The organism is uncultured Pseudacidovorax sp., assembly GCF_913773995.1.
GTDB lineage: Bacteria > Pseudomonadota > Gammaproteobacteria > Burkholderiales > Burkholderiaceae_C > Xenophilus.
The window spans coordinates 1-26,107 of the sequence record NZ_CAJYES010000252.1 but is presented as its reverse complement, the minus strand read 5'-3'; the positions used below and the strand labels follow the sequence as shown (position 1 = coordinate 26,107).

General features: G+C 70.2%; 17 protein-coding genes and 1 pseudogene. 9 read left to right on the top strand and 9 right to left on the bottom strand.

Annotation, left to right across the window (positions count from 1 at the left end):
- The first annotated feature begins 8 nt into the window (after nt 1-8).
- Nucleotides 9-1,448, top strand: a complete 1,440-nt coding sequence (locus QZ772_RS24675) for an AMP-binding protein (protein WP_295532381.1) — start codon at nt 9-11, stop codon at nt 1,446-1,448.
- On the opposite strand, the gene QZ772_RS24670 is transcribed toward QZ772_RS24675, so the two are convergent.
- The 8 genes from QZ772_RS24670 to wecB form a co-directional block, all read right to left on the bottom strand.
- On the bottom strand, nt 1,438-2,124 hold the full coding sequence (locus tag QZ772_RS24670; protein ID WP_295532379.1) for an alginate O-acetyltransferase AlgF: 687 nt from the start codon (nt 2,122-2,124) through the stop codon (nt 1,438-1,440). The genes QZ772_RS24675 and QZ772_RS24670 overlap by 11 nt on opposite strands.
- Nucleotides 2,124-3,707, bottom strand: a complete 1,584-nt coding sequence (locus tag QZ772_RS24665; RefSeq protein ID WP_295532377.1) for an MBOAT family O-acyltransferase — start codon at nt 3,705-3,707, stop codon at nt 2,124-2,126. Before QZ772_RS24665 ends, QZ772_RS24670 begins: the two co-directional genes overlap by 1 nt.
- Before the next feature lie 5 nt (nt 3,708-3,712).
- On the bottom strand, nt 3,713-4,819 hold the full coding sequence (locus QZ772_RS24660; RefSeq protein ID WP_366510632.1) for a cell division protein FtsQ: 1,107 nt from the start codon (nt 4,817-4,819) through the stop codon (nt 3,713-3,715).
- A complete protein-coding gene (locus QZ772_RS24655; RefSeq protein WP_295532376.1) occupies nt 4,816-5,802 on the bottom strand; it encodes a twin-arginine translocation pathway signal in 987 nt (328 codons plus the stop codon). Before QZ772_RS24655 ends, QZ772_RS24660 begins: the two co-directional genes overlap by 4 nt.
- Before the next feature lie 73 nt (nt 5,803-5,875).
- On the bottom strand, nt 5,876-9,088 hold the full coding sequence (locus QZ772_RS24650) for a hypothetical protein (protein ID WP_295532375.1): 3,213 nt from the start codon (nt 9,086-9,088) through the stop codon (nt 5,876-5,878).
- A complete protein-coding gene (locus tag QZ772_RS24645; RefSeq protein ID WP_295532374.1) occupies nt 9,085-10,779 on the bottom strand; it encodes a glycosyl transferase family protein in 1,695 nt (564 codons plus the stop codon). The genes QZ772_RS24650 and QZ772_RS24645 overlap by 4 nt, the downstream gene beginning before the upstream one ends.
- 198 nt (nt 10,780-10,977) lie before the next feature.
- Nucleotides 10,978-13,173, bottom strand: a complete 2,196-nt coding sequence (locus tag QZ772_RS24640) for a cellulose biosynthesis cyclic di-GMP-binding regulatory protein BcsB (RefSeq protein WP_295532373.1) — start codon at nt 13,171-13,173, stop codon at nt 10,978-10,980.
- Nucleotides 13,170-14,345, bottom strand: coding sequence for a non-hydrolyzing UDP-N-acetylglucosamine 2-epimerase (gene wecB, locus QZ772_RS24635; protein WP_295532372.1), 1,176 nt, complete (start codon nt 14,343-14,345; stop codon nt 13,170-13,172). Before wecB ends, QZ772_RS24640 begins: the two co-directional genes overlap by 4 nt.
- 467 nt (nt 14,346-14,812) lie before the next feature.
- On the opposite strand from wecB, the gene QZ772_RS24630 reads away from it, so the two are divergent.
- The 6 genes from QZ772_RS24630 to QZ772_RS24605 are packed head-to-tail and all read left to right on the top strand — an operon-like array spanning nt 14,813 to nt 22,547.
- Complete coding sequence (locus QZ772_RS24630; protein ID WP_295532371.1) at nt 14,813-15,280, top strand: type IV pilin protein; 468 nt, start codon at nt 14,813-14,815, stop codon at nt 15,278-15,280.
- Nucleotides 15,277-15,894: a Tfp pilus assembly protein FimT/FimU gene (locus tag QZ772_RS24625; RefSeq protein ID WP_295532370.1), complete on the top strand. Its 618-nt coding sequence runs from the start codon at nt 15,277-15,279 to the stop codon at nt 15,892-15,894. Before QZ772_RS24630 ends, QZ772_RS24625 begins: the two co-directional genes overlap by 4 nt.
- A gap of 7 nt (nt 15,895-15,901) precedes the next feature.
- Complete coding sequence (locus QZ772_RS24620; RefSeq protein WP_295532369.1) at nt 15,902-16,330, top strand: prepilin-type N-terminal cleavage/methylation domain-containing protein; 429 nt, start codon at nt 15,902-15,904, stop codon at nt 16,328-16,330.
- Between the two features lie 21 nt (nt 16,331-16,351).
- Nucleotides 16,352-17,635 (top strand): PilW family protein, encoded by a 1,284-nt coding sequence (locus QZ772_RS24615; protein ID WP_295532368.1) that lies wholly within the window; start codon nt 16,352-16,354, stop codon nt 17,633-17,635.
- On the top strand, nt 17,632-18,240 hold the full coding sequence (locus QZ772_RS24610) for a hypothetical protein (protein WP_295532367.1): 609 nt from the start codon (nt 17,632-17,634) through the stop codon (nt 18,238-18,240). Before QZ772_RS24615 ends, QZ772_RS24610 begins: the two co-directional genes overlap by 4 nt.
- A gap of 26 nt (nt 18,241-18,266) precedes the next feature.
- Complete coding sequence (locus QZ772_RS24605) at nt 18,267-22,547, top strand: PilC/PilY family type IV pilus protein (protein ID WP_295532366.1); 4,281 nt, start codon at nt 18,267-18,269, stop codon at nt 22,545-22,547.
- Between the two features lie 48 nt (nt 22,548-22,595).
- Here the strand turns inward: QZ772_RS24605 and QZ772_RS24600 are convergent, their stop codons facing one another.
- Nucleotides 22,596-24,734: a bifunctional diguanylate cyclase/phosphodiesterase gene (locus tag QZ772_RS24600; protein WP_295532365.1), complete on the bottom strand. Its 2,139-nt coding sequence runs from the start codon at nt 24,732-24,734 to the stop codon at nt 22,596-22,598.
- Nucleotides 24,735-24,968: 234 nt separating this feature from the next.
- Here QZ772_RS24600 and QZ772_RS24595 point away from each other — a divergent pair, with 234 nt between their 5' ends.
- Nucleotides 24,969-25,889, top strand: coding sequence for a DUF4394 domain-containing protein (locus QZ772_RS24595; RefSeq protein WP_295532364.1), 921 nt, complete (start codon nt 24,969-24,971; stop codon nt 25,887-25,889).
- 20 nt (nt 25,890-25,909) lie between these two features.
- Nucleotides 25,910-26,107, top strand: a pseudogene (locus tag QZ772_RS24590) (methylamine utilization protein); the annotation flags it as partial.

Here is a 26,107-nt window from a genome sequence, read left to right as displayed (position 1 = left end):
CCACGGCCATGCATTTCGACTACGACAGCGGCCGCTTCGTCCAGACCGAGGCCGGGGGCGAGCGGCCCGCCATCGTGGCCCGCGACCGCCACCTGGACTGGGCGCAACTGCAACGCGAGGCCGAGGCCTGGTGCAACGAGGCCCGCCGCCTGGGCCTGGGCGCGGACATGCCCATCGTCATCCGCGGCCACAAGGAGGCCGCCTTCATGGTGGCGCTGACCGGTGCGCTGATGCTGCGCGCGCCCTTCGTGCCGGTGGATGCCGTCTATCCGGCCGAGCGGCTGGCCAGCATCTGCGACATCCTCGATGCCCACCTGCTCTACGACGCAGCCCAGGGCCGCTTCGAGGTGCTGCGCGACGGCACCGGCACGCCGCTGGCCGAGAAGGACCTGTGCTACGTGATGTTCACCTCGGGCACCACCGGCCAGCCCAAGGGCGTGCAGATCGGCCGCGAGAGCGTGCAGGGCCTGATCGACTGGATGCGGCTGGACTTCGGCCTGGGCGAACGCCCGGTCTTCCTCGACCAGACGGTGTTCAGCTTCGACGTGTCGCTCTACGACGTGTTCGGCACGCTGGCGCTGGGCGGCACCATCCTCATGCTGGACCGGCAGGACGCCGCCTCGCCGCTGAAGGTGGCGGCGCTGATGGCCGAGCATGGCGTGACGACCTGGGTGTCCACGCCGTCCTTCGCGCAGCAGCAGCTGGTCAACCCGGGCTTCACGCAGGCCGCGCTGCCGCAGCTACGCACCTTCGTCTTCTGCGGCGAGCCGCTGCCCGTGCCGCTGTGTCGGCAACTGCGCAAGCGCTTTCCCGATGTGCCGCTGCTCAACACCTACGGCCCGACCGAGGCCACGGTCGCGACCACGCTGCTGGTGGTGGAAGACGCCATGCTGGCCACCGACACGCCGCTGCCCATCGGCCGCGCCAAGCGGGACAGTGCCGTGTACTGCGACGAAGGCGAGCTGTGCATCGCCGGCCCGCACGTGATGCGCGGCTACCTCAACCGGCCCGACCTCAATGCCACGCGCATGTTCGTCCGCGATGGCCAGCGCGGCTTTCGCACCGGCGACCTGGGCACCGAGAGCGACGACGGCCTGCTCTTCTGCCATGGCCGCATCGACGACCAGATCAAGCTCAACGGCTACCGGCTGGAGCTTATGGAGGTGGATGCGGCCCTGGCCACGTTGCCGGGCAGCCGCGGCGCCTCGGCCGTGGCCCTGAGGCGGCCCAACGGTGCGGTGGCCCGGCTGGTGGCCTTCGTCGAGACCGGGAGCGACGCCCCCGCGCTGCCGGCCGAACTCGCCGACTGGAAGGCGCTGCTGGCCGCGCGCCTGCCGCACTACATGATCCCGTCGGAGCTGCTGCCCTGCGCGCAGTTGCCGGTGTCGGTCAACTACAAGACCGACCGCGCCAAGCTGGCGCGGCTGTACGAGACGCTCAACGCTTGAAGGTGTCGGTGCGGGCCGGCTGCATCGTCAGCACCGGCTTGTCGGCCGTGCCGGTCATGAACAGGCTCAGGTGGTCGCCGGCCTGCAGCGCGGGCAGGGCCTGCGCCGCGCTCGTGGCACTGCCGCAGGCCGCCGCCAGTTGGGCCTGCACCGGATTCACCGAGCGCGCACCGGCCGTCATCGGCCCGACGTCGCGCACGACGGGCGTGCCGGCGGGTGCGATCTGCAACTGGGCCTTGGCGCAGCCGGGCACCAGGTTGTAGAAGCGCAGATCGGCTTTCAGCGCATCGGGCACGTCGCCCGTGTCGTCGATGGCGGTGAAGGCATGGCCACTGCCCTCGCGCCGCAGCACCCAGGTGCCGAAGCTGTCGGGCTTCACTTCGAGCGTTGCCGCCTTCTTGCCACCCACCTGCACGACGAAGGGCTTGCCGCCGGCCACGATGGCGTAGCTGGTGGCAGGTGTCTGCGGCCCGATGCGCTGGGCCGGGCCGCCGGCCACCTGCACCAGCAGCGTCTCGCTCGTAGGGTTGACCACGCGCACGAAGGACGAGCCGGCCGGTGGCCGCGCGGCATACAGCTGCGACAGCGCGCCGTCCTGGGCCAGGGCGGGCAGTGTCACGAAGGCGTAGGCGGCAGGCAGCACCAGCGCGCGAAGGAGGAAGGCGAGAGGCTTCATCAGAATTGAAAGTAGAGGAACCGCGCTTCGCGATGCAGGTTCATGACACTGACCAGCAACAGGAGCAGCACGACGACCAGCCAGGCGACGCTGGGCTGCCAGCGCAGCCACGCAGGCCGGCCTTCCTGCACGCGGCCCAGGGCGGGCGAGAAGCGACCGAGGATCTGGTAGGCGTTGGGTGCGCCCCAGGCGACGGCCAGCAGCGCCACGATCAGCAGCGCCTGCATGTGGCGGCCGACCAGCGTCTGCCAGCCGGTCCAGCCCTGCGCCAGCAGAGCGGCGGCCTGGGCACCGCCCAGCGATTCGACGCCGCGTCCCCCCGCCATGCCCTGCAGCAGCGCCAGAGCGTCGGGCACATCGTTGGCGCGGAAGAACACATGGGCGACGGTCACGGCCGCGAAGGTGAGCGCCACGCAGGCCAAGAGCCACACCCGCCTGCCGCGCGTGCCCTGCGGAGCGACCCGCGGCGCCAGGGCGATGCGCCAGGCGTGGTTGAGGCACAGGTAGCTGCCATGCAGCAGCCCGTAGATGAAGAACTGCAGGCCCGCGCCATGCCACACGCCCGCCAGGCCCATGGTGTAGAGCGTGGGCCAGCCGATCATCAGCGCGAAGCCGGCCGGCGTGCGGCTGCCGGCGGCGCCCACCGGCAGGCCGCGGCGGCTGCGCCAGCGCGATACCTTCATGGCCATCGGGTAGTACAGGTAGGTGGTGAGGTAGCGCGTCAGCGTCATGTGCCAGCGCGCCCAGTAGTCGATGATGCTCGCCGCCTTGAAGGGCGAGTTGAAGTTCAGCGGAAAGCGCACGCCGAACATCTTGGCCAGGCCCAGCGCCATGTCCGAATAGCCCGAGAAGTCGAAGTACAGCTGCAGCGTGTAGGCCAGCGCGGCGCCCCAGGCGCCCCAGAACTGCGGGTCGCCGGGCGCCGCGAAGCCGGCGTCGGCATAGGGCGCGATGCTGTCGGCCAGCAGCACCTTCTTGGCCAGTCCGATGACGAAGAGCGTGCCGCCCACCGACAGGTTCTCGGCACGGAAGCGGTAGGTCTGGTCCTGGTCGAACTGCGGCATCATTTCCTTGTGATGCAGCACCGGGCCCGCGATCAGGTGCGGGAAGAAGGTGACGAACAGCGTGTGGTTGAGCAGGCTCGCCTTCTTCACCGCGCCAGCCTGGCAGTCCAGCAGGTAGCCGATCTGCGTGAAGGTGAAGAAGGAGATGCCCAGGGGCAGCAGGATGTCCTGCACCGGCCCCGCACGCAGCCCCAGGTCCGCCAGCGCCCCCAGCAGCGTGGTGAAGTACTTGTAGTAGAAGAGCAGCGCCAGGTTGCAGCCCACGCCCACGGCCGTGATCCACCACTGCCGGCGCTTGTCGGCAGCACTGCCGATGATGAGCCGGCTGAACACATGGTTGACCAGGATCGAGCCGGCCAGCAGCGCGACGAAGCGCGGGTTCCACCAGCCGTAGAAGACGAAGGAGGTCAGGCACAGCCACAGCGCCGCCCAGCGCCTGCCGGCCGCAGCCAGGGCGTAGTAGCCACCCAGCGCCACCGGCAGGAAGAGGAACAGGAAGAGGTACGAGTTGAACAGCATGCGCGTCAGGGCAGGGCGGCGGCGGCACGCGCCTCGTCGGCACTCAGGGGGAGCGACAGCGAGAGCTCGGAGAAGGTCCACACCACGAGCTTGAGGCTGGTGGGCCAGCGCTCCTTTTGGGCCAGGGCCGCCAGCATGGCGCCGGAGAAGTAGCCGCCGTCGTGGCTGAGGGTCCAGACCTCGCGTCCGAGCTGGCGGCCCAGGCGTCCCGGGAATTCACTGCGCAGTCCGTTGGAGTCGCCCACCAGCAGCACCTCGGCCGACGGCCCCGCGTCCAGCAGGCCGCCGCTGGCCACCGGCACGATGCGCTCGGGCGTGAACCGCTCCAGCGCCGGGCGCCATCCTTCGGGCAGGGTGTCGAGGCCGGCCAGCACGATCAGGTCGCCCATGCGCGGCTCGGGTGCCGTGCCGCGCTGGTCGTCGAAGCGCTGGGTGCCGGGGCCGCCCAGCATCGGCAACGCGGTGCGCCCGATGGCGTCGGCCGCCGCCTCGGCGCCGGCCGGGGCCATGTGGACGTCGGTGCGGTAGTAGGCCTGCGGCAGGGCCGCCAGCGCCGGGCGCAGGTCGACCTGCGGCACGCCGGCCTCGGCCAGGCGCCGTTGCCAGTCGTCCAGCCGGGCCTGCATGGCGGCGGACACCGGCAGGCCGCACAGGTGCGTGGCCTCGATGCGCGACTTGTCAGGCACCGTGGCCACCACGAGCTGCACACCGCGCGCGCGCAGCACCTGCGCCCAATGCCGCATCAGGGCCACGCGCCGCTCGTAGGCCGCAGCGGCAGCCGCCTCGCCCGCCTGGGGGCGCAGCCCGTCGCGGTAGAAGAGCCAACCGGGGCAGCCCTGGGCCACCTGCGGGCCCAGGTCGCCCATCAGACGCCAGCGCAGCCCCGCGCCCCAGCGTGTCCAGTCGCCCTGGCCGGGCAGGGCACCCAGGGTGCGGTTCATGGCGGCTTCGGCGCCGGCCTGCTGCCAGGCGCTGCGATCCGCCGCCGCCAGCCGCCACAGGCCCCAGGCGAGGCCGGCGACCAGTAGCAGGCCGATGACGAAGGCGAAGGGTGCATGCCGCCGGGCGGGCGGCACGGCCGTGTTCTGCGCCGGGGGCGCGGCCTGGCTCACGCCAACGCGGCCTGGATGCGGCGCTGCCACTCCTCGGCCGACATCACCGACGCGCTGTCCCACAGCCCGCGGGCGTCCGGACCCAGGTGGAAGTTGGGTTCGAACAGCTGCCACACCAGCGCCTGCGGCTTCTGTTGCTTGAAGCCGTTGGACTCCACGTACTCGATCAGCACGCGCCAGAAACCGACGTCGCCCGGCTTCCAGTTGACCGACACCGGCCGGTCGAGCACGTTCGAAAGCTTCTGCGGAAAGCCGAAGTAGGGCTGCACCATGCTGTTGCCGGTGACGTGCACGGGCGCAGGGGCATCGGCCAGCAGACTTTCGCCATCGCCCGCGCGTCGCACGGAATAGATCTCGCGGCCCACGGCCCGGCGCTGCTCGGGCGAGAGGAAGCGGTCCGCCAGATCGCCGTAGCGGCGCTCGTTGATCAGCGGCCCCAGCGTCATGCCGGTGCCCGGTTGCCCAGACAAGTTGGGCACTTTCTGGCGGATCAGGTCGGCCGTGGCCTGGGCCGTGGCGTCGGCCGCGGGCTGCGCCCAGTGCTGGTCGGTGCGGTAGTAGACCGGCTGGCCGGCGGCCTTGAGGGCCATCAGCAGCTTGTCGTCGTCGAAGGTGGCCACGCCGGCCGTCTGCAGGCGCGAGAGGATGCCGGCATAACGCTGGCGCATCTCGGGCGCCATGGGCTTGTCCGCGGGCAGCTTCTCCGCATAGATGCGCATCTTGTCGGGCAGCACCGGCACCACCAGCGCCACGCCCTTGGCCGCCAGCAGCTGGCTCACCTGCGCCACGCGCGCGACGGTGGCGTCGATGGCTTTCCAGTCGGGCGCGGCCAGGCTGTCCCAGGCCGCGAAGATGAAGTTGTCCTGTCCCACGAAGGCCAGGGTGTCGGCCTGGGCGCGGGCCAGCCCGGCCAGGGCCAGACCCATCGGCAGGCCCAGCAGGTGGCGGCGGCGCATGCCGCGGTCGGTGCGGTCGTCGTTCATTGGATGCAATCCCCTCGGGTGGATCGTCTGCGCGCGCGGCAGCCGGAGCCGCGCATCGGCAGGGTCGGTGGGTTCAGTAGGAATAGGACAGCGTCATGAACACGCCCTTGGCCCGGTCGGCATCGCCGCCCAGGCGGGCGCGGTATTGCACGCTCAGATCGGCATGCGAGCGCTGGGCGTTGTAGCGGTCCTCGTTGAGCCAGTAGCGCAGGTTGACGCCGATGCCGGCGCCGGCGGACCAGCTGCTGCCGTTGCCCGCGAGCGCGAAGCTGCTGGCGCCGGCCAGCGGCACTCCGCTGACGCGCGCCTGGGTCGAGTACCAGTCGGCCGCCAGCGTGACGTGCGGGAACACCACCAGACGGTCGCTGTACGAGGTCAGGAAGCTGCGGCCCACGCGCACCTCGCCGGCGGCGAAGCCCTGGCCCCGGCGCAGGCGCCCGTCGCCGGTGGCGAGCGTGTTGCCCGATGCGTCGCGCTCGGTGTAGTCCACGCCATGGTCCAGCAGCGTGTAGCCGGCCTGCACATAGCCTTCCATCGTGTACCAGCTGGACTTGTCCAGCCGCAGCGCAGTGCCGTCGTAGAAGCCGTAGAGCATGTAGGCCTGCCAGCCGCCCGAGGCCTTGCCGCCCTGGTAGTCGATGGTGGCGGCCTGGCTGTTGAGGGCGCAGCGCACCGAGGCCGGACCGGCGTTGATGGCGCCCGAGCGTGTGGCCGTGCCCAGCAGGAACTGCCGCTCGATGCCGAAGGTGAGGTTGGTGCCGGCATCGGGCGTGAAGCGTGCGCCGATGGCGCCCACGGTCGACGGCCAGCCCGAGGCGCTGTTGAAGGTGCCCTGGCTCACGGTGGTGGTGCCGCCGCAGGGGTTGTCCACCACCTGCGCGCCCGTGACCGTGTTGCCGCTGTGCAGCGTGTTGGAGAGGCGGCCGTACACCTCGAAGGTGCGGTTGCTGCTGTTGAGGAACTCCGGCGGCCGCCAGTACGCTTCCACGGTGCTGAACGTGGCATTGCCCGGCACCGAGATCGGCTGGCCGGCCAGCGCGTTGGAGGGCGAGCGCGCGCCGCGGTAGCCCACTGAGGCGTTCACGCCCCATTCGCGCGAGAAGTTGGCCACCGCGCTGCGGGTGTCGAAGCGCTGCTGCTTGTCGAGCGTGATCTTGCCGGCGTCGGCATCGTCGATGGCCTGGCGCAGCATGGCCGCGGCGGCCGGGCGGTTGCCGACGGCGGCGGTGGCATAGGCCTCGTCCAGCACGTTGGTCTCGGGGGCCTCGCCGGTGCTGCGCGCGGCCACGAAGTCCTGCAGCGCCAGGTCGTACTGCTTGCGGTTGGTGTAGAGGTAGGCGCGCTGGCGCAGCAGGCCGGCGTCCTGGGGCTTGGCGGCCAGCGCGGTGTTGAGGCGGTCCATCGCCTCCTGCTGCTCCTGCGCCGTGCCCGAGGCCAGCGTGGTGGTCAGCAGGGTCTGGTTGGCTTCGCTGTCGGGCTGCTCGGCCACGGCGCGGCGGGCCAGGGCGATGGCTTTGGGGTACTCCTGCCGGCCGTAGGCGGCATAGGCGCGACTGGCGGGGCTGTCGGTGCCCGGATCGTCCCAGGGCGCCAGTTCGCAGACGGTGCCGTAGGGCGTGTCGCGGCACAGCTGGATCGGCGCCAGGGCAGTCAGGCTGTTGTCGGCACCGGGGCCCCAGCCGGCGAAGCGGCTGGCGCGCTTGAGGCGGGCCTGCGCCTGGGCGTCGTCCGCGGGCAGCGGTGCGACCAGGGCGCGGGCGCGATCGGGCTGGTCGGCTGCCAGCGCCAGATCGGCGCCGATCAGCCGCGCATTGCGGCGCTGGTCGTCGGTGATCCAGTCCAGGGCCAGCACATCGTCGATGTCTTTCTGCGCGGCGGCGGTGTCGCCCAGCGACTGGCGCAGGTAGGCGCGCAGCAGCTGCACGCCGGTGTTCTCGTCGTCGGCCGACAGGGCTTCGGTGGCGGCCTTCTCGGCCGCGGCGTCGTCGCGCATGGCCTGCAGCACGCCGATGAGCAGCATGCGGTGGCTGGCCACGTCGGGCGCGATGCGCACCGCGTCGCGGGCCTCGGCCAGCGCCTCGCGGTTGCGGCCCTTGTTGAGGGCGGCGTAGGCGGCCTGGGCATGCAGGTTGGCGATCTGCTGCCGGGCGAGGCGCATGCGGGCCATGATCGCGTCCTTGTTGGGTGCGCCCAGGGCCATGGCCACGTTGCCGTACTGCACGACGTCGTCATAGCGCTGCTGGTTCTCCAGCGCGTTGAGCCACAGCAGCGTCCACGGACCCTGGCTGGGGTCGATGCGCACCGCCTGTTCGGCCAGCTTGGCGGCCTCGGCGTACTTGCCGTCGTTGTAGAGCGTGTACGCCTCGGTGGCGATGGGAAAGCCTCGGCGGTAGGCCTCGGTGGTGGGCGTGCCGTCGGCGGCCGTGGGGGCGGCGGGGCGCAGGTTGACCAGCGCGGCCTGCAGCTCCGGGCTGCCGTGGCCCTGCGCGATGGCCTGGGCGGCGCTGCGCGCGGCTTCGTCCAGCCGGCCGAGCTTCTGCAGCGAATAGACGCGCAGCAGCTGCAGGCGCGCGACGTCCGGCCGCAGCCGGAGCGCGGCATCGGCCCGCTGCAGGGCCACGTCGTAGCGGCCCCGGTTGTAGGCACGGTAGCCCTGCGCGGCCAGGCGCCAGGCGGCGCCGCGAAGGCGGTTGCCGCCGCGGCTCGCGCGGCCGGTGCGGGGGCCGGACGCACGCGCGGCCGGCGCCGCGCGGCGCTCGCCGGGACGCACGAACTGCGCGGGCGCGTCGGGCGAGGGCGGCTCCTGCAACTGCGCCAGGTCCAGCCGCGTGGGGATCGTCGGCAGCCGGCGCGCACCGGCGCCCAGCACCACGTCGGGGCCACCGGGCGGGAAGGGGCCCTGCGGTGGTGCCGGCGGCGGCGCACCGCCGATCTGCATCAGCGGGTCGGCGTCGGCAGAGGAGGGCATGCCGCGCGGCTCGATGCGGGCCATGCGCACCATGGCCAGGCTGTCGCCGGACAGGCGACGCCGCCAACCGGGCAGCTCCGCCATCTGCAGCGCGTCCTGCGGCGTGTCGGGCAAGGGTGCGGGTGACGGGGCGGGCTGGCCAGCGGCCGTGGCCGTCTCGGGCAGCGTCAGGCGTGCGGCGATGCGCAACTGGATGCCGGCGTCCTGTCCGGGCGGCGCCTCGGCAGCGAGGGGCGCGACCGAGGCGAGGGCGGGCATCACCGGCCAGGCCGCAGCCAGGGCCATCGCCAGCGTGGCTTTGCGGTGCAGCGGTTTCATGCGGTTGCGTGTTGGGTATGGGTTTTGAGGCCGACGAACTGCGAGTCGTTTTCCTGGAAGGCGATGGCTTCGTCGAGGGTGGCGTCGTCCAGCCAGCCGTTGTCCACCAGGATCGCGCCCAGGGGGCGACGCGACTGCGCCTGCAGGCGCAGGGCCGCCTCCAGGTGCTCGGGGTCGATGGCGCGCCAGGACAGCAGCAGCTCGCCCAGCCGCTGACGCGTCTGCACCAGGTGGTCGTCGGAGGGGAAGTCGTGCATGGTCTTGTCCCACACCAGCCGGGTGCCCAGCAGCTTGTGCGACAGGAACAGGCGCCAGGCCCGGGCGGCGGCGGCGGCGTTGATGAAGTTGCCCACCACCATGCGTGGCACCGACAGCAGCCCGTGCTCCCAGCCGTACATGCGGGTCACGAACCAGGCCCGCTGCAGCACGCGCCACAGCAGCAGCACGCCGTTGATGGCCATCACCGTCACCACCCAGCTGCCGGGCTGCAGCAGGGACGGGTAGTGCACGTCGAACCAGCCGAGCTGGTAGGCCACGAAGAACAGCATGAAGTTGAGCACCAGCAGATAGCCCAACATGGCGACGAAGGACGTCACCAGCCCCTTGCGGTCACGGTAGAGCAGGTACTTGGCGGCGAGCGAGCCGCGCCAGCCCACCTGCTCCCAGCCCTGGAAGCCGATGCCCAAAGTCCAGCGGGCCTTCTGCCGGTAGGCGGTGCGGAAGGTGTCGGGGAAGAACTCGCGCACGCCCAGCGGCATGCGCAGCGCGTGCACCTTCTCGCCGCCCAGGCCGAACCATTTGGAGCGGCGCGTCACGTAGTCCACCTCGAAGCGGCCGAAGATCTGCTTCATGCCGAGCTGGCCCAGGCGGTTGCCGATGTCGTAGTCCTCGGTCAGGCTGTCGACGTTGAAGGGCTGGTTCTGCGTCGCCTCGGCCAGCGTATGCAGCGCTCGCAGCGAGAAGCAGGTGCCCACGCCGGCCGAAGGCACCACATGGGCCAGACTCTCGCGCACCACCAGGTCCTTGCTGTGCCATTCGGCGAACTCGTCCATGTAGGTGCCGGCCACCAGCTCGAACCAGTGGCGCTCCAGCGAGGTCACCGGCAGCTGGATGAAATCCATGCGCGGCAGCAGGTAGTTGTAGTACTTGAGCTCCAGCGGGTGGAGCACGTCCTCGCTGTCGTGCAGCACCACGCCCGCAAAGCGCTGGCCGGTGGACTTCTCGTACTTGAACACGGCCTGCACCACCCAGTTGAGGCAGTCGGCCTTGCAGGTGGGGCCGTCGTGGGGCACTTCCACGCGCACCAGGTGGCGGTAGCGCCGGCGCATGCGCTCCACCTCCTCGATGGTGCGGGCGTCGTTGCGGTAGGTGCCCACGAAGATGACGTAGTCGCGGTACTCCAGCGTCGAGACCATGTTGGCCAGCATCGGCGCGATCACGTCGTACTCGTGCCAGGCCGGCACCATGATGGCCATGGGCTGCTCCTCGCGCTCGCGCAACTGCGCCACCGACAGCGGCGTATAGCGCCGCCGCACCGTGAGCGCCCGCCAGGCCTCGCGCACCCAGTACCACAGGTCGATGAACAGGTCGTCCAGCCCGGAGATCAGCACCAGCACCGCCACGGTCGCCGTCATCACCTCCAGCAGGTGGTAGTAGTCGGCCAGCAGGTACGGCCAGTAAAGCGAATCCATGCTTGGAAAGCGCCTCAGCGCCCGACCCTGGCCGACGTCAGCGCCATCCCGTGCCAGCCGCCGCGGGACCGGGCGCTCTTGCAAAAGAAGGGGCCGCGGAGCAGGCCACGCGCGGGCACCCGCGGAACTGGCTTTGCCAGGCCGCCGGGTGCGCCCCCTTCAGGGGGGGAGCGGAGCGCGCAGCGCGCAGCCTGGGGGTCACTTGTTCCGGTCATGGCGGCGCTTCAGGCGGTGGGCGATGACGAAGAGCAGCAGAAGCAGCAAGAGCGCGAAGGCGATCAGCGGCACGCCCCACGACAGGTGGCGCTGCCACTGGGCCAGGAAGCCGGCGCTCTCCGGCGCAGCGTCGCTGTTGGCGGCGGTGCTGCCGTCGGACCAGGCCACCGGGCCTTCATCGCCCAGCACGGCCAGGTCGCCGCGGTTCAGCACGAAGGGCTTGCCCAGGGCCGGCTGCGTGCCCAGCACCTGGTAGACCAGGCCGTACTGGCCATGGCTGCTGGCCACTTCGATGGCGCTGGCCTGGGCCAGGCCGCCCACGTCCAGCCAGGGCGACTGCTTGCCGTTGATGCGTAGATGGCCGTCCTTGACCGATACACGGGCGTTGGCCCCGTCGACCGGCACCTGCAGCGCCAGGAAGGGGCGGGCGGGGTTGAAGGCGCCCTGGCCCTGCACCACCAATTCGGCGCGCACCGGGCTCACGCCGGCAGCGGCGGCAATGCGCACGAGGCGCGGCAGCGTGGCGACGGCATCGGCCAGGTAGGACTCGGGCACGGCCACCTGGGGGTGGTAGGCCATCAGCGGCAGCAGGCCGACGAAGGTGCCGTCGGGCGTGGCGTCGCCGGTGCGCAGGGCGGTGGTGCGCAGCACCTGGACCGGGTAGGGCTGGGGCGCCTCGTTGCAGCCGTCGTAGTAGGGCTGGCGCTGGATGGCCACTCGCAGCACGTTGTTCAGGCCCAGCACGTAGCTGGGCACGCGGGCGTCGATGCGCTCGGGATGGCCGTCGGCATTGAGCCGGCGTGCGCCCAGGAGCGTGTCGTTCCAGTAGATCGTGGCGACCGGCGCGGAGCGGCCGGCGCTGGGCGACACGGCCAGGTCGACGGCGATGTCGGTGGGCAGGCGGCCGTCGGCCGACAGCGCGGCCAGCGGCATGGTGACGGTCCAGTCACCCTTGGCGAGCACGTCGAAGTTGGGGTTGGTGCCGCCCCATTGCGTCGGGTGGATGATGGTGCGGCTGCCGGCCTCGGCCTGGTCGGCCTTGTCGATCACGGCATTGCGGCCCACCAGCACGTTGCGCCAGGCATCGGCGAAGGCACCGGCGGCCTGCGCGCCGGCGTCCTCGGCCAGCACGATCACGGGCCGCGCGCCCAACGTGGCCAGGCGCACCATGTGCGAGGGCATGCCGTCGGCGGCCAGGGCCGTCTGGCGGCCGCGCCACTCGGACAGGGCCCGTGCGGCGTCGGCATCGCCATTGAGCTGCGCGGCCAGCGCGTCGAGGGCGGCATTCATCTGCTGGCGCAGCGGGGCGTCCATCACGAGCAGGTCGCCCGTGGCGGCGCCGGAGCCCAGCACCATCAGCGCGCCCACCTCGGCGGCATCGCGGATCTGGTGGCGCGGCTCGCCGGCGGCCAGGCCCGAGAAAGCGGGCAGTCCGGCCAGTGCGGGCGGAATCTGCCAGCCCTGGGTGTCGATGCTGTCGCCCACCGCGGGGAAGCTGCGCACGTTGATCTGGCGGCCGGCCTGTTCCATGGCCAGGCCCATGCGCCAGGCGCTGTCGTAGGCGGTCTTGGAAAGGCGCTTGCCGGCCACGATCATCGTGGGCTTGGCAGGCAGTGCCACCCAGGCATCTGCCAGATTGACCAGGGCGCCGCTGGTGAAGCGGTAGGTGAAGCGGGTGTCGGGTTCGACCGCCAGCACGTTGCCTGACGGGCGCTCGTAGGCGCAGATGCGCTCGGGCGAGTTGTTGATCCAGCTGACGCCCAGACGCAGGAAGCCGTCGACGATGGTGCGGGTGTCCACCTTCAGCGTCTGGGTGGCATCGCCCTCGGCCGTGTCCACGCGCGTCGCGTAGCTCGGCCGGCCGTTGACGGTGAGCGTGATCGAGGTGCGGGCCTCCTCGGGCTTGTAGTAGCGCCCACGGAAGTCGATGCCCGCGTCGGCGATGGCGACGTTGCGCGGCACCGGCAGGTAGAACTCCTGCTTGGCATCGAAGCCGGTGAGCAGCACGGTGCGGGTGATGCCGAGGTCGGCCAACGTGAACGTGCGCGTGACCCAGGTCTCGCCCTGCAGGCGCTGCAGGGCGTCGCCCGCGGGGCTGGCCAGCGCGGCCACCGGCGCGAGCAGGCTGGCGCCGAGGAGCAGCGGTAGGGGGCGAAGAAGGCGGTGGGGCAGTCTCATGCGAAGTCCAGGCTCGGAACGGAAGCGGGTTGGAGGGGCGGGGGCGCGAACTCGGCCACGGGGCGGCCGCACAGCGCATCGACGATGCGGCGGCAGGCATGGCCATCGCCGTAGGGGTTGCCGCGGCGGCGGATCTCGGCGTACGCGTCGGGGTCGTCCAGCAGGCGGCGCGCGGCGCGCAGGATGCGTTCGGGCGCCGTGCCCACCAGGTGTGCGGTGCCGGCGGCCACGGCCTCCGGGCGCTCGGTCACATCGCGCATCACCAGCACCGGCTTGCCGAGGTGGGGTGCTTCTTCCTGCACGCCGCCGGAGTCGGTGAGGATCAGGTGCGCGCGGCGCATCAGCCAGATGAAGTCCAGGTAGCCCACGGGCTCGATCAGGTGGACGTTGGGCAGGCCGTGCAGCAGCTGCATGACGACGCCGCGCACATTGGGATTCATGTGCACCGGATAGACGATCTCCACGTCGTCGCGCAGGGCCAGCTCGCGCAGGGCGGCGCAGATGTTGCGAAAGCCCTCGCCGAAGTTCTCGCGCCGGTGGCCGGTGACCAGCACCAGCCGCCGGTCGGGCGCCACCCACCCGTAGCGGCCGCCCACCGTGGCCGCAAGCACCGGGTCGGCATCCAGCCGGGCCAGCGTCGCGGCCAGCGCGTCGATCACGGTGTTGCCGGTCACCCAGGCGCGTCCGCCCAGGTGTTCACGCCGAAGGGCGTCGCGGGCGGCGGGCGTGGGCGCGAACATCCATTCGCTCATCACGTCGACGACGCGGCGGTTCATCTCCTCGGGAAAGGGCGCCCGCATGTCGCCGCTGCGCAGGCCCGCCTCCACATGGCCGACCGGAATGCGCAGATGGAAGGCGGCCAGCGCGCAGGCCGCGGCCGTGGTCGTGTCGCCATGCACCAGCACGCAGTCGGGACGCAGCTCGCGCAGCACGTCGTCCATCCGCGTGGTCAGGCGGGCGCTGAGCTGGTTGAGCGTCTGGTCGGGCTGCATCACGTCCAGGTCGCGGTCGGCCTTGAGGCCGAACAGGCCCATGGCCTGGGCCAGCATCTCGCGGTGCTGCCCCGTGATGCACAGGGTGCTGCGCAGTTGCGGTTCAGCCGCCAGGGCGGACACCAGGGGGGCCATCTTGATGGCCTCGGGGCGGGTACCAAAGATCGAAAGGACGTGCATCGGGAAGCGGAAAGCGCCCACCGAGCCGGCCCCCGTGTCGGACGGCGTCCCACTGGGGGCGCCATGGTTGGATTGGCGCTGAATGTTAACTTTGGTTAACTATGGTATCCAGCGTGTCAGACGGGACGCCGACCATCCCGTTGAAAGATCGCTGAAACGTGAACTATTGTGAACTTGACCGGAGGGTCGCCGCGCTTTCCCAGCGGGGCCTGACCGCGATCGGCCCGCTGCGGCGGCCCGTGGGCTGTAATGCTTTCGTGCGCCTCGCCTGCGCGTGTCAAGGGAGAGCGGGGCGAATCGGCGGGTCCGGAGGCCATTTCCCTGCGCACGAGGGCCAAAATGACGTTTTCGAACAACGGTATGCAAAGAGCATGTGCACTTTTTGCGGTGAGCGGGTGGGGGTACCGTGCTTTACAAATTCCACACAATGACACAATCGGTGATCAATTGGTCAATTTGTGCTCCAGATGCCCCGCCCGACGCCTTCCACGCAGCGTTTTTCCGGCTTCACGCTGATCGAAGTGATGATCGTGGTCGCCATCGTCGCGATCCTCACGGCCGTCGCGCTGCCCAGCTATCGCGACTACGTGCTGCGCGGGCAGATCGTCGAAGGCACCAATGCGCTGGCCGCGATGCAGGCCAACACGGAGCGCTACTTCCAGGACAACCGGACCTATGCGGCCGTCGGCAGCACCGCCACGCCGCCGTGCTCGGCCGGTGCGGACACGACGCGGACGTTCGGCAAGTTCCTGGTCTCCTGCAGCGGCACGCCGACGGCCACCACATACACCCTCCAGGCCGTCGCCAGTTCTCTGGGCAACCTGACGTACACCGTCAAGCAGGACGGCTCGCGCAGCACCTCGAGCCTGCCCTCCGGCTGGGGCGCGAACTGCGGCACGGCCTGGATCGTCAAGCGAGGCCAGACATGCCCGTGAGCGCGGTCCGTCCCGCGGCCACGCGGGCGTCCGGCTTCACGCTGGTCGAGCTGATGATCACCCTCTCGCTGCTGGCCATCCTGCTGGCGGTGGGCGTGCCTTCGCTGGCCGACTGGATCCGCAACAGCCGCATCCGCACCGCCGCCAACAACGTCCAGGACGCCCTGCGCACCGCGCAGAACGAGGCGCTGGGCCGGAGCCGGCCGATGGTGTTCATGTTCACCAACAGCGCCCCGACGACAGCGCCGGCCTCGGTATCGGCAGCCAGCGGCGGCAAGTTCTGGGCCGTCTATCAGCTGCCGGTGGGCGGCTCCGCCGAGTCGGCGCAGCTGATCGGCACCGGCAACTTCAGCGGAGCGGCGGATGGCGTCGCCATCACCGGCCCGGCCGAGGTGTGCTTCAGCAGCCTGGGCCGGGTCACGGGCGCGGCGGCGAGCTCCGGCCTGGGATCGACCTGCCAGGCGCCCACCGGCACGCCGCCGCTGCAGAGCTTCGCGATCACGCTCACCGGGGCCAATCGCCCGCTGCGCGTGACCGTGGGCCTCAGCGGTCAGGTCCGCATGTGCGACCCGGCCCGCAACATCACCAGCAGCCCGGACGGCTGCTATAGCTGAGCGCCCCATGCCGATGCGTGCACGTCGTTCCCCCTCCCGGCCGCTGCGCCAGCGCGGCGTGGCCCTGATCGAGGTGCTGGTGTCGATCCTGCTGTTCTCGGTGGCGATCCTAGGCCTGATCGGACTGCAGGCGCAGGCCATCGCACTGTCGCTGGAGGCCGACTACCGCAGCCGCGCGAGCCTGCTGGCCGACGAGATCGTCGGGCAGATGTGGCTGTACAAGACGGTGAGCCTGTCCAGCACCATCACCACGCCGTGGACCACCAAGGTGGCGACGTCCACGGCCAGCCAGCTGCCCAACGGCTCGGGGACGATCACGCCGGTTTCCGGGACCACCAACGCCGCCGACATCGTGATCACCTGGAAGGCGCCCTCCCGCAGCGCCACCGACAGCGCGAGCAGCTTCAGCACGCGCGTCACCCTGCCGTCGCTCTGACTCGGCGTGAACGAGCCCGCCATGTACGCCCGCGTTGCCGCCCCGCGCCGCCTTCCTGCCGCAACGGCGCATCGCCTACGGGGCGGTGGCCATGCCCTGGGTCGGGTTCCGGCGGCGCGCCGGCCGGCCGTGAGCGGTGTCTCGCTGCTCGAACTGCTCGTGGCCATGGCCCTCGGGCTCGTGGTGGTGCTGGCCGTGATGAGCGTGCTGGTGCTGGGCGAATCCAACCGCCGCACCACCACCGGTACCAACGACATGAACCAGAGCGGCGGCTTCGCGAGCACGGTCATCGACCGGGCGCTGCGTTCGGCCGGCGCCGGCTTGGCGCAAGGCTACGACTGGGGCGTGCTGGGCTGCAAGCTCAACGCCAGCCGCACGGCCGGCTCCACCACCACCAGCGTGCTGCCGGTGTCCTCCGCCTTTCCGGCGCCCTTCGCGAGCCTGCTCGGCGGTGCGTCGGGCAGCGCCAACCTGCGGCTGGCGCCGGTGCTGATCGGGCAGGGCCAGGGCGCCGATGGTTCCGACATCCTGGTCACCATGGGCGGCAGCGCGCCGCTGGGCGACATCCCGCGCCTGGTGCGGGGCACCGGCGGCACACAGAAGCTGCTGCTGGACAACACCATCGGCATGCAGGCGGCCGACGTGCTGCTGCTCAGTGCCAAGAACGTGACGGACTGCCTGGTCACGCAGGTGGACAGCAACTTCGTGCCGCCCACCGGCGGCACGGACACCCTGCCGGTGGGCGGCACCTACTACCGCGCCAGCGCCGGCAGTACCACCTTCGATGCGCTGGCCAAGAGCCCGGACGCCTATGTCACGGCGCTGGGCAACACCGACGGCGACAACCTGCAGCTGCAGATGTTCGGCGTGGGCAGCGACCATGTGCTCTACCGCTACGACCTGCTCAATTCGGCCGGCAGCGCCGCGGCGGAGCCGATGGCCGAAGGGGTGTATGCGATGCGCGCGCTGTACGGCGTGGACACGAGCACGACGCCCGACGGCGTGCTCGATGACTGGGTGCGGCCGGCAAACGGCGGAAGTCCCGAGACCAATTACGCCATCGACAACGTCATGACAAAGCCCGACGTCATGCGCAAGATCATCGGCGTGCGTGTGGCCCTGCTGCTGCGCAGCACGGTCTACGAGCAGAAAGAGGTGGCCCAGCCCCCGTACGTCCTGTTTCCGGGCGTGCCATCGCAGAAGTACACCATCAGCCTGAGCGGCGACGACCTGCACTACCGCTACCGCGTGGTCGAAACGATCGTGCCCCTGCGCAACCTGCTGATGAAGCAGCCCGCCCCATGAGACCCCGCGCTTCACGCATCCATCGCGCCCCGTCGGCGCGGCGCCAGCAGGGCGTCGTGCTGATCTTCTGCCTGATCGTGCTGGTCGTGCTGCTGGCTGGCGGCGTGGCCGTGAGCCGCTCCATGAACAGCGCGCTGTCCGGCGTGGGCAGCCTGGCCATCCGGCGCGATCTGGTCAACCAGGCGGAGCCGGCGGTCGCGCTGGCCATGGCGGCAACCTACCCGGTGAATGCCAGCGCCTCGGCCAACAAGGCCCTCAACTACAGCCCCACGCCGCTGGCCGTGAACGACATGGGCATTCCGCTGGCGCTGCTGAGCGATGCCACCTTCGCGACGGTGGCCAGCGCGGCCGACCTCACTGGCGCCACGCCCGACGTGACGATCCGCTACGTGGTCGATCGGCTGTGCGACATCGCCACCCAGAGCGCCACCGACCAGGGGCGCAGCCATTGCGTGCCCATCACGCGCGAAGCCCGGGGCGGCAGCAACCAATTGGCCTCGGGTGCGCCGCCACCGGTGCAGCCGGTCTACCGCGTCACGGTGCGTGTCAGCGGCGCGCGCAACCTCCAGGTCTTCGTCCAGAGTTCGTTCACCAAACCGGAGTGAAGGCCCTACGCCTCTCCCGGACCACCATGCTCCATTCGTCCCGCCGAACCGCCCAGCGCCTGTGTGCGCTGGTGCTCATGCTGGTGCTGCCCTTCCACGGCCTGTCGCTGGCCGCCTCGCTGGCCGACCAGCCGGTGTTCACCAACTCCAGCGCGCCCGGCAACCTGGCGCTGGCCCTGTCGGTGGAATGGCCCACCGCCTCGCGCACGGCCCACACCGACAACTACACCAACGCGAGTGCCTTCCTCGGCTACTTCGACACCGAGAAGTGCTACCGCTATGTGCAGAACACGGCGGCCAACGTGACCGACGGCGGTGTGACCATCGCCGCCGGCTACGGGGACCAGAGCTACTTCACACCCATCGGCGCGGCCACCAACCGCACCTGCAGCGGCGCATGGAGCGGCAACTTCCTCAACTGGGCCACCACCGCGGCCATCGATCCCTTCCGCTGGGCCATGACCGGCGGCCGGCGCGTGGTCGACACCGCCACCACCACCATCATCGAGAAGGGTTGGCACTCGGGCCAGGGCCTGTTCGGCGACCGCAGCCTGCCCCAGCAATTCATCGCCGGCGCCACACCGTTCAGCAATGCCAGTTCGCTGGGCATCACCATCAACGGCCGCGGCTTCGCCATGCGCCTGACGCCCACCACGGGCATTCGCGGCGACTACTACAGCAACACGATCAACCAGAACCCGGCCGGCACGCCGACCTACACCAACCTCAACGACCCGGTGAACTACAACTGGGGCGGCACCAGCCCCGCGCCCGGGGTCAGCAGCGACAACTTCACCGCCATCTACACGGTGAGCTTCCCGGCGCCTTCCTCGGGCTCCTACACCTTCCGCACCACCTCGGACGACGGCGTGCTGCTGTACATCAACGGCGTGCTGCGGGTGAACAACTGGAACGACCACGGCTCGACGGTGGACACCACGGTCGCGATCAGCTTCAACGCCGGCGACAACATCCAGGTGCAGATGAAGTACTACGAGCGCGGCGGCGATGCGGTGGCCAAGCTCGAGATGCTTCAGCCCGGCGGCAGCTGGGGCCTGCTGTCCGCCCAGCTGGCGCCCACGCAGGACTACACCGTGCGCGTGAAGGTGTGCGATTCCTCCAGCGGCTCCGGTGGGGTCGAGTCCAACTGCAAGCAGTACGGCAGCAACTGGAAGCCGGAGGGCCTGGTCCAGCAGTACGCGAACGACATCCGCTTCAGCGCCTTCGGTTATCTCAACGACGGCGCGGCGCTGCGTGACGGCGGTGTGATGCGGGCGCGGCAGAAGTTCGTGGGACCGACCGCGCCGGTACCAGGGCAGCCGAGCGTCACCAACGCCGCGGCGGAATGGAGCAGCACGGACGGGACCTTCGTGCGCAACCCCGATTCGGCCGACGCCACCTCCACGACCAACAACACCGGCAGCACCATCGCCGACAGCGGCGTGGCCAACTACCTCAACAAGTTCGGCCAGATCTATCCGGGCAGCTACAAGGACTACGACCCCGTCAACGAGCTGTACTACGCGACGCTGCGCTACTTCCGCAACCTCGGCAATGTGCCCGAGTGGTCCAATATCACCGCCACCGACGCCGCGACCAAGCGCAAACAGCTGGACGGCTTCCCGGTGATCACCAACTGGGACGACCCGATCCAGTACTCCTGCCAGCGCAACTTCGTGCTGGGCATCGGCGACATCTACACCTGGAACGACAAGAACGTTCCGGGCAACAACACCGGCACCGATTCCGAGCCCACCAAGCCGACGCTGGTGGCCAACGACAACTCGGTCGATGCGGTGGTGGCCACCAACCGGGTCGGCTTCCTGCAGAACAAGGTCGACGCGTCGGTGAGCCAGAACCTGGCGTCGGTCAACACCGGCGCCGGTGCTTCGCGCTACTACATGGCAGGCCTGGCCTTCGACGCCAACACCAAGGACATCCGGCCCGACGATGCGAGCAAGCCGCAGACCATCGGCAAGCAGACGGTGCAGACGTATTGGGTGGACGTGCTGGAGCAGCCCTTCCAGAGCAACAACAAGTTCTATCTGGCGGCCAAGTTCGGCGGCCTCAACGTGCCGCAGGACTTCGACCCCTACACCTTCGCCGGCACCATCCCGCAGGACTGGTGGTCCACCAGCGGCGACATGCTCACCGACAACCGCAACGGCACCACCCAGCCGCGGCCCGACAACTACTTCACCGCGGGCCGGCCCGACACCATGGTGGCCGGCCTGCGCCAGGCCTTCGACAGCATCGCCAACAAGTCCCGCGGGGCCTTCTCCACCGCCGTGAACCTGCTGAGCCGCCAGGTGACCGCCACCTCCTCGGGCAACGTCTCCTATGCGGCGCAATACAACCCGGCCAACTGGACCGGGGAAGTCACGGCCACGCAGATCAGCTTTGCCGACGACGGCACGCCGACGCCCAACTCCACGCCCGCCTGGTCCACCACCACCACCTTCGAAGGACAACTCGGTACTACCACTTCCGGCACCGGCTGGAGCACGGCCCGCCAGGTCGTGACGTGGTCGGGCACCGCTGGCGTGCCCTTCCGCTACGCCAACCTCACGTCGGCGCAGCAGACCGCGCTGGACACCAGCTATGTGAGCGGCAACGACGGCTCCAACTACCTGCAGTGGCTGCGTGGCGACCGCAGCCGCGAAGGCCAGGGCTACCGCATCCGCACCGTGACCACTACCGACGGCAGCGGCAACACGGTGCAGCAGCCCCGGCGGCTGGGGGACATCGTCGACTCCAAGGTCACGGTGGTGGGGCCGCCCGCAGCCGCCTACTCGGATGCGGCCAATCCGGGCTACAGCGCCTACAAGCAGGGCAAGGCCTCGCGCGCCACCATGCTCTATGTGGGCGCCAACGACGGCATGCTGCACGCCTTCCGCGGCGGCACGGGCACCAATGCCGGCCAGGAGCTGTTCGCCTATGTGCCCTCGGTGCTGTTCGGCCGCGATCCCGGCGATGCCACCAATCCGGCCGACGGCCTGCTGGCGCAGCTCGGCAAGCCCCTGTACGTCCATCGCAACTACGTGGACGCCACGCCGCAGGTCTACGACATCGACTTCCTCAACGCGGGCGGGGCCTTCGCCAATGTCACCAATGCCCAGGGCGTGACCACCTCCGACTGGCGCAGCGTGCTGATCGGCGGGCTGGGCAAGGGCGGACGCAGCTACTACGCCATCGACGTGAGCGATCCATCGGTGATGACCACCGAGGCCGCGGTGGCCGGCAAGGTGCTGTGGGAGTTTCCGGGCGCGGCCAACCTGCCGACGGCGGCCGGCGGCAACTGCAACATCTCCAGCGGCAACTGCGTGGACATGGGCTACAGCTTCGGCGACCCGGTGGTCGTCAAGACCGCCAAGTACGGCTGGGTGGCGCTGTTCAGCTCGGGCTACAACAACCAGGACGGCAAGGGCTGGCTGTTCGTGGTCGATCCGCGCAATGGCCAGTTGCTCGAAAAGGTGTCGACCGGCGTCGCGGCCGACGGCATGGCCCGGCCGACGGCCTATGTGCGCGACTACAACGACTTCACCGCCGACTCGGTGTATGTGGGCGACCTGGCCGGCCAGGTGTGGCGCTTCGACCTCACGTCACCGCGCGGCGGCGCGGCCTATCCGACGCCGACGCGCATCGCGGTGCTCAAGGATGCGAACAACGCCGTGCAGCCGATCACCACGCAACCGCTGGTGGAAGTGCACCCGGTCACCCGCCAGCGCTTCGTGCTCGTGGGCACGGGCCGGCTGCTCGACCGCTCGGACCTGCTCAGCGGCCAGAACCAGAGCTTCTATGCGCTGATGGACGGTGGCATTGCCGCCTTCGCCGCCCAGGGCGCGGACACGCAGGCCTACCCGGTGGACACCCGAACGCGCCTGGCCGCCGTGGCGCCGGACACCTCGGGCAAGCTGGCCACGCCTGTGACGCTGACCAACAAGGCCGGCTGGTACATCGACCTGGGCACGACCGGCAACGTCGGCTGGCGGCAGATCACGCCGGCCACCGCCTTCAACGGCCTGGTCGCCTTCAGTGCCACGCTGCCCACGGGCGATGCCTGCAATCCTGATGGCCAGAGCCGGGTCTTCGCGCTGAACTACGCCAAGGCCACGTCGGTGCTGGACGGCTCGGCGGCCTACGTCTCGCAGGGCGCCATCGCCACCGAACTCGCTTTCCTCAACGTGATGGGCAAGGTCCGGCTCGTCGTGGGCAGCAGCAACGGTGTCGTCTCGTCGCCGGGTGTCGACCCTTGGAAGTACGATCCGCGGCAGCTGGGCTGGCGCGAGATCGGCACCGTCAAGTAGCGGCCGAGGCGGCCGGCGCGGCACCCGCGGCCGGCGCCGCATCGGCCCTCACAGCGGCGCGATCACCGAGGGCGAGAAGTCGCCGTGCGTATTCGCCGGGCGCTGGCCCAGGCTCCAGGCGAGCAGCTGGTCGGCGGGCATCGGCCGGGCGAAGAAGAAGCCCTGCAGCTCGTCGCAGCCCATGGACAGCAGGATGTCGCGCTGGCCGGCCGTCTCCACGCCCTCGGCCACCACGCGCAGACCCAGGGCATGGGCCAGGCGCACCACCGCGTCGACCACGGCCCGGGCGTCGGCGCTGGTTTCGAGATCGCTGACGAAGCTGCGGTCGATCTTCAGCTGGCGTGCCGGCAACTGGCGCAGGTAGCTCAGGCTGGAATAGCCGGTGCCGAAGTCGTCGATGGACAGGTACACCCCGATGCGCGAGAGGCCGTCGAACACCCGCTGGGTGGCGGCCACGTCCTCCATGGCCACGCTCTCCGTGATCTCGCACAGCAGCCGGTCGGCCGACACGCGGTGGCGGCCCAGGGCGTCGGCAATGCGCTCGACCAGGTCAGGTTCGCGCAACTGGTGGGCCGACAGGTTGATGGCCACCCGCATGTGCAGGCCCTCGTCCTCCCACTGCCCGACCTGGCGGCAGGCCTCTTCGATCACCCAGTGGCCCAGCGAGTTGATCAGGCCGAAGCGTTCGGCCAGCGGAATGAACACCAGTGGGCTGACCAGGCCGAGCGTCGGATGCGTCCAGCGCAGCAGTGCCTCCACGCCGCGGATCTGGTTGCGCTGGCCATCGATCTTGGGCTGATAGTGCAGGGCCAGCTGGCCGCGCTGAACGGCCTGGCGCAGGTCGGACTGCAGGCTCAGCTGCTCCTCGGCGTTGGTGTTCATGCGCGACTCGAACATCGCGTAGCTGCCGCCGCCGGCGCGCTTGGCCGCATACATGGCGGCATCGGCGCAGGCCACCAGCTTGTGCCGTTCGCCATGGTCGGGGTAGACCACGATGCCCACCGAGGCCGAGATCTGCACCGGACGCTGCCCCACCAGGAACGGCGCACGGATGGTCTCCACGATGCGACGGGCGACTTCGGTGCAGTCGGCGGCATAGGCCACGTTCTCCATCAGCACCACGAACTCGTCTCCGCCGATGCGGGCGACGGTGTCGGTACCGCCGGCCACGCTGCGCAGGCGGTCGGCCGCATCGCGCAGCACCGTGTCGCCCAGCGAATGGCCGAAAGAGTCGTTGACCGGCTTGAAGCCGTCCAGGTCCACGAACAGCACGGCCAGCTTCTCCTTGCCGCCGTCCATGCGCGCGAGGGCGTGCGTCAGCCGGTCGTCGAAGAGCACGCGGTTGGGCAGGTCGGTCAGTGGATCGAGGAAGGCGCGGCGGTGCAGCTCCTCGTTGGCCTCCTGCAACTGGCTGTTGGCTTCCTTCAGCGAGCGGGCGAGCTGCATGGTGCGTCCGCGCAGCCGCGCGTCGAGCACCGAGGTGAACAGGGTCAGCATCAGCATGAGCAGCGTGGCGCCGATCACCATCAGGCCCAGGCTCCTGCCGTTGAGCTCCCCGGCGCTCATGCACACGCTGCCTTCCACGAAGCCGGCCGCCGCCATGCCTGCGTAGTGCATGCCACTGATGGCCAGGCCCATGCCCACGGCCGCGCCCAGCTGCAGCAGCCGGGCCTGGCCGCCCTCGCGGTCACGCACGAGGAAGAACAGCAGCAGGGCGGCCGCCGAGGCGCCCCAGGCGATCAGGGCCGAGGTCGCGACCATCGACCAGTTCCACTGGATGCCCGGCGCGACATCGATGGCGGCCATGCCCAGGTAGTGCATGGCGCAGATGCCCAGCGCCATCGCTGCCGAGCCGTACAGCAGCGACTGCGCGCTGAGCGAGCGCTTGGCCGCCAGTTGCAGCGCCAGGGCCGACACCGCCACCGCCGCCAGCCAGGACAGCACCGTGAGCGCATAGGTGTAGCCCAGCTCGATGGGCAGCGAGTACGCCAGCATGCCCACGTAATGCATCGACCAGATGCCGGTGCCCATCACCAGCGAGCCGGCGGCGCACCAGGTGCGCGAGACGACGCGGTCGCGGGTGTGGACCCGCTTGGCCAGGTCCAGCGCCACGTAGGACGCAAAGGTGGCGATCAGGATCGAGGCGGCGACGATCCAGGGGTCGTAACGGGGCAGGAGCAGGTTCACGGCGGCATGCGGCCCGCCGGTTTGGAGCCCGAGCGCAGCCCAGAGTGGGGGTGATCTCTCAAGATTTCGGCCGTGCGCGGCCTAACTTGAGCTGGATCAAGGCCGGATTGGACGGTTTTCGATCCGTCCCGGACGCGCGTAGGGATTTGGTCGGTCCCCCGTTCGCTCACTCCAGGCGGGGCTGTTACGTCACAGCCAGCTCAAGTCCGCCCTGGAATTGCCGAAAATCAAAACATGACCTTGCCGAACTTCCGGCGCCAGTGGGTGATGCCCGCCACGCGCTTCGCCGCCAGCGCCCCGCTGCTCGCACTCCTCCTGCTGTCGGGCCCGGCTGCGGCCCAGCCGGCGCGCAAGGCCAGTCCGCACACGCTGTGGACGCTCACCGCCGATCGCGTCCTGCATCGCTATTCGGCCGCCGAACCCGGCGTCGAGCAGGTCAGCCGCCCCGTGGCCGGCCTGCCGGCCGGCGATCCGGTGGTGGGCATCGACTACCGCGTGGCCTATGGCCAGCTCTATGCGCTGACGCGCAGCGGCCGGCTCTATGTGCTGGACACCGAGTCCGGCGAGGCCAAGGCCGTGAGCGCCGCGGCCACGTCCGTGCCGATGGACGGCCGTGAGGTCTACGCCATGAACTTCAACCCCAGCGCCGACCGGCTGCGGGTGGTCAACTGCGCCGGTCAGAACTTCCGTCTGCATCCGCTGACCAACGAAGTGGTCGACAACGATCCGGCGACCGAGGGCGTGCAGCTCGACGGCCGGCTTGCCTATGCATCCACCGATTCGGGTGCCGGCAAGGGCGTGTGCGTCAAGGCCGTGGCCTACACCTACAACAAGCGCGACGCCAAGATCACCACCAACTACGCCATCGAGGCCTCGCAGGGCTGGCTGCTGATGCAGGGCAGCCGCGAAGGTGCGACGCCGGTGGTGTCGCCCAACACCGGGCAGCTCACCACCGTCGGCTCGTTGGGCATGGGCCGGATCGAGGCGGTGCAGTTCGACATCGCCGATCGCGACAACGACGCCCTCGCGGCCATCCGCCTGACCCCGACGTCGCCGACGCAGCTCTACCGCATCCGCCTGGAGTCGGGCGCCAGCACCCTGCTGGGCACGCTGGGCCAGGGCGCACCGGTGCTGGGCTTCGCCATCGAGCCCTGATCCTGCGGACCCTGCCGTCCATGTCGCCGATGCGCGCCCGCCGGCGAGCGCTGCCTGTGCTGCGTGCGCTGGCCGCGGCCGGGCTGCCGCTGGCTGCCCAGGCCGGGACGGTGGAGGTCACGGTGGTGGACGGATCGGGGCGCCCTCTGCCCCAGGCGGTGGTCTTCCTGGAGTCGCCGGCCGCGGCCGCCCAGGTGCGGCCGCTGAAGGACGTGGAG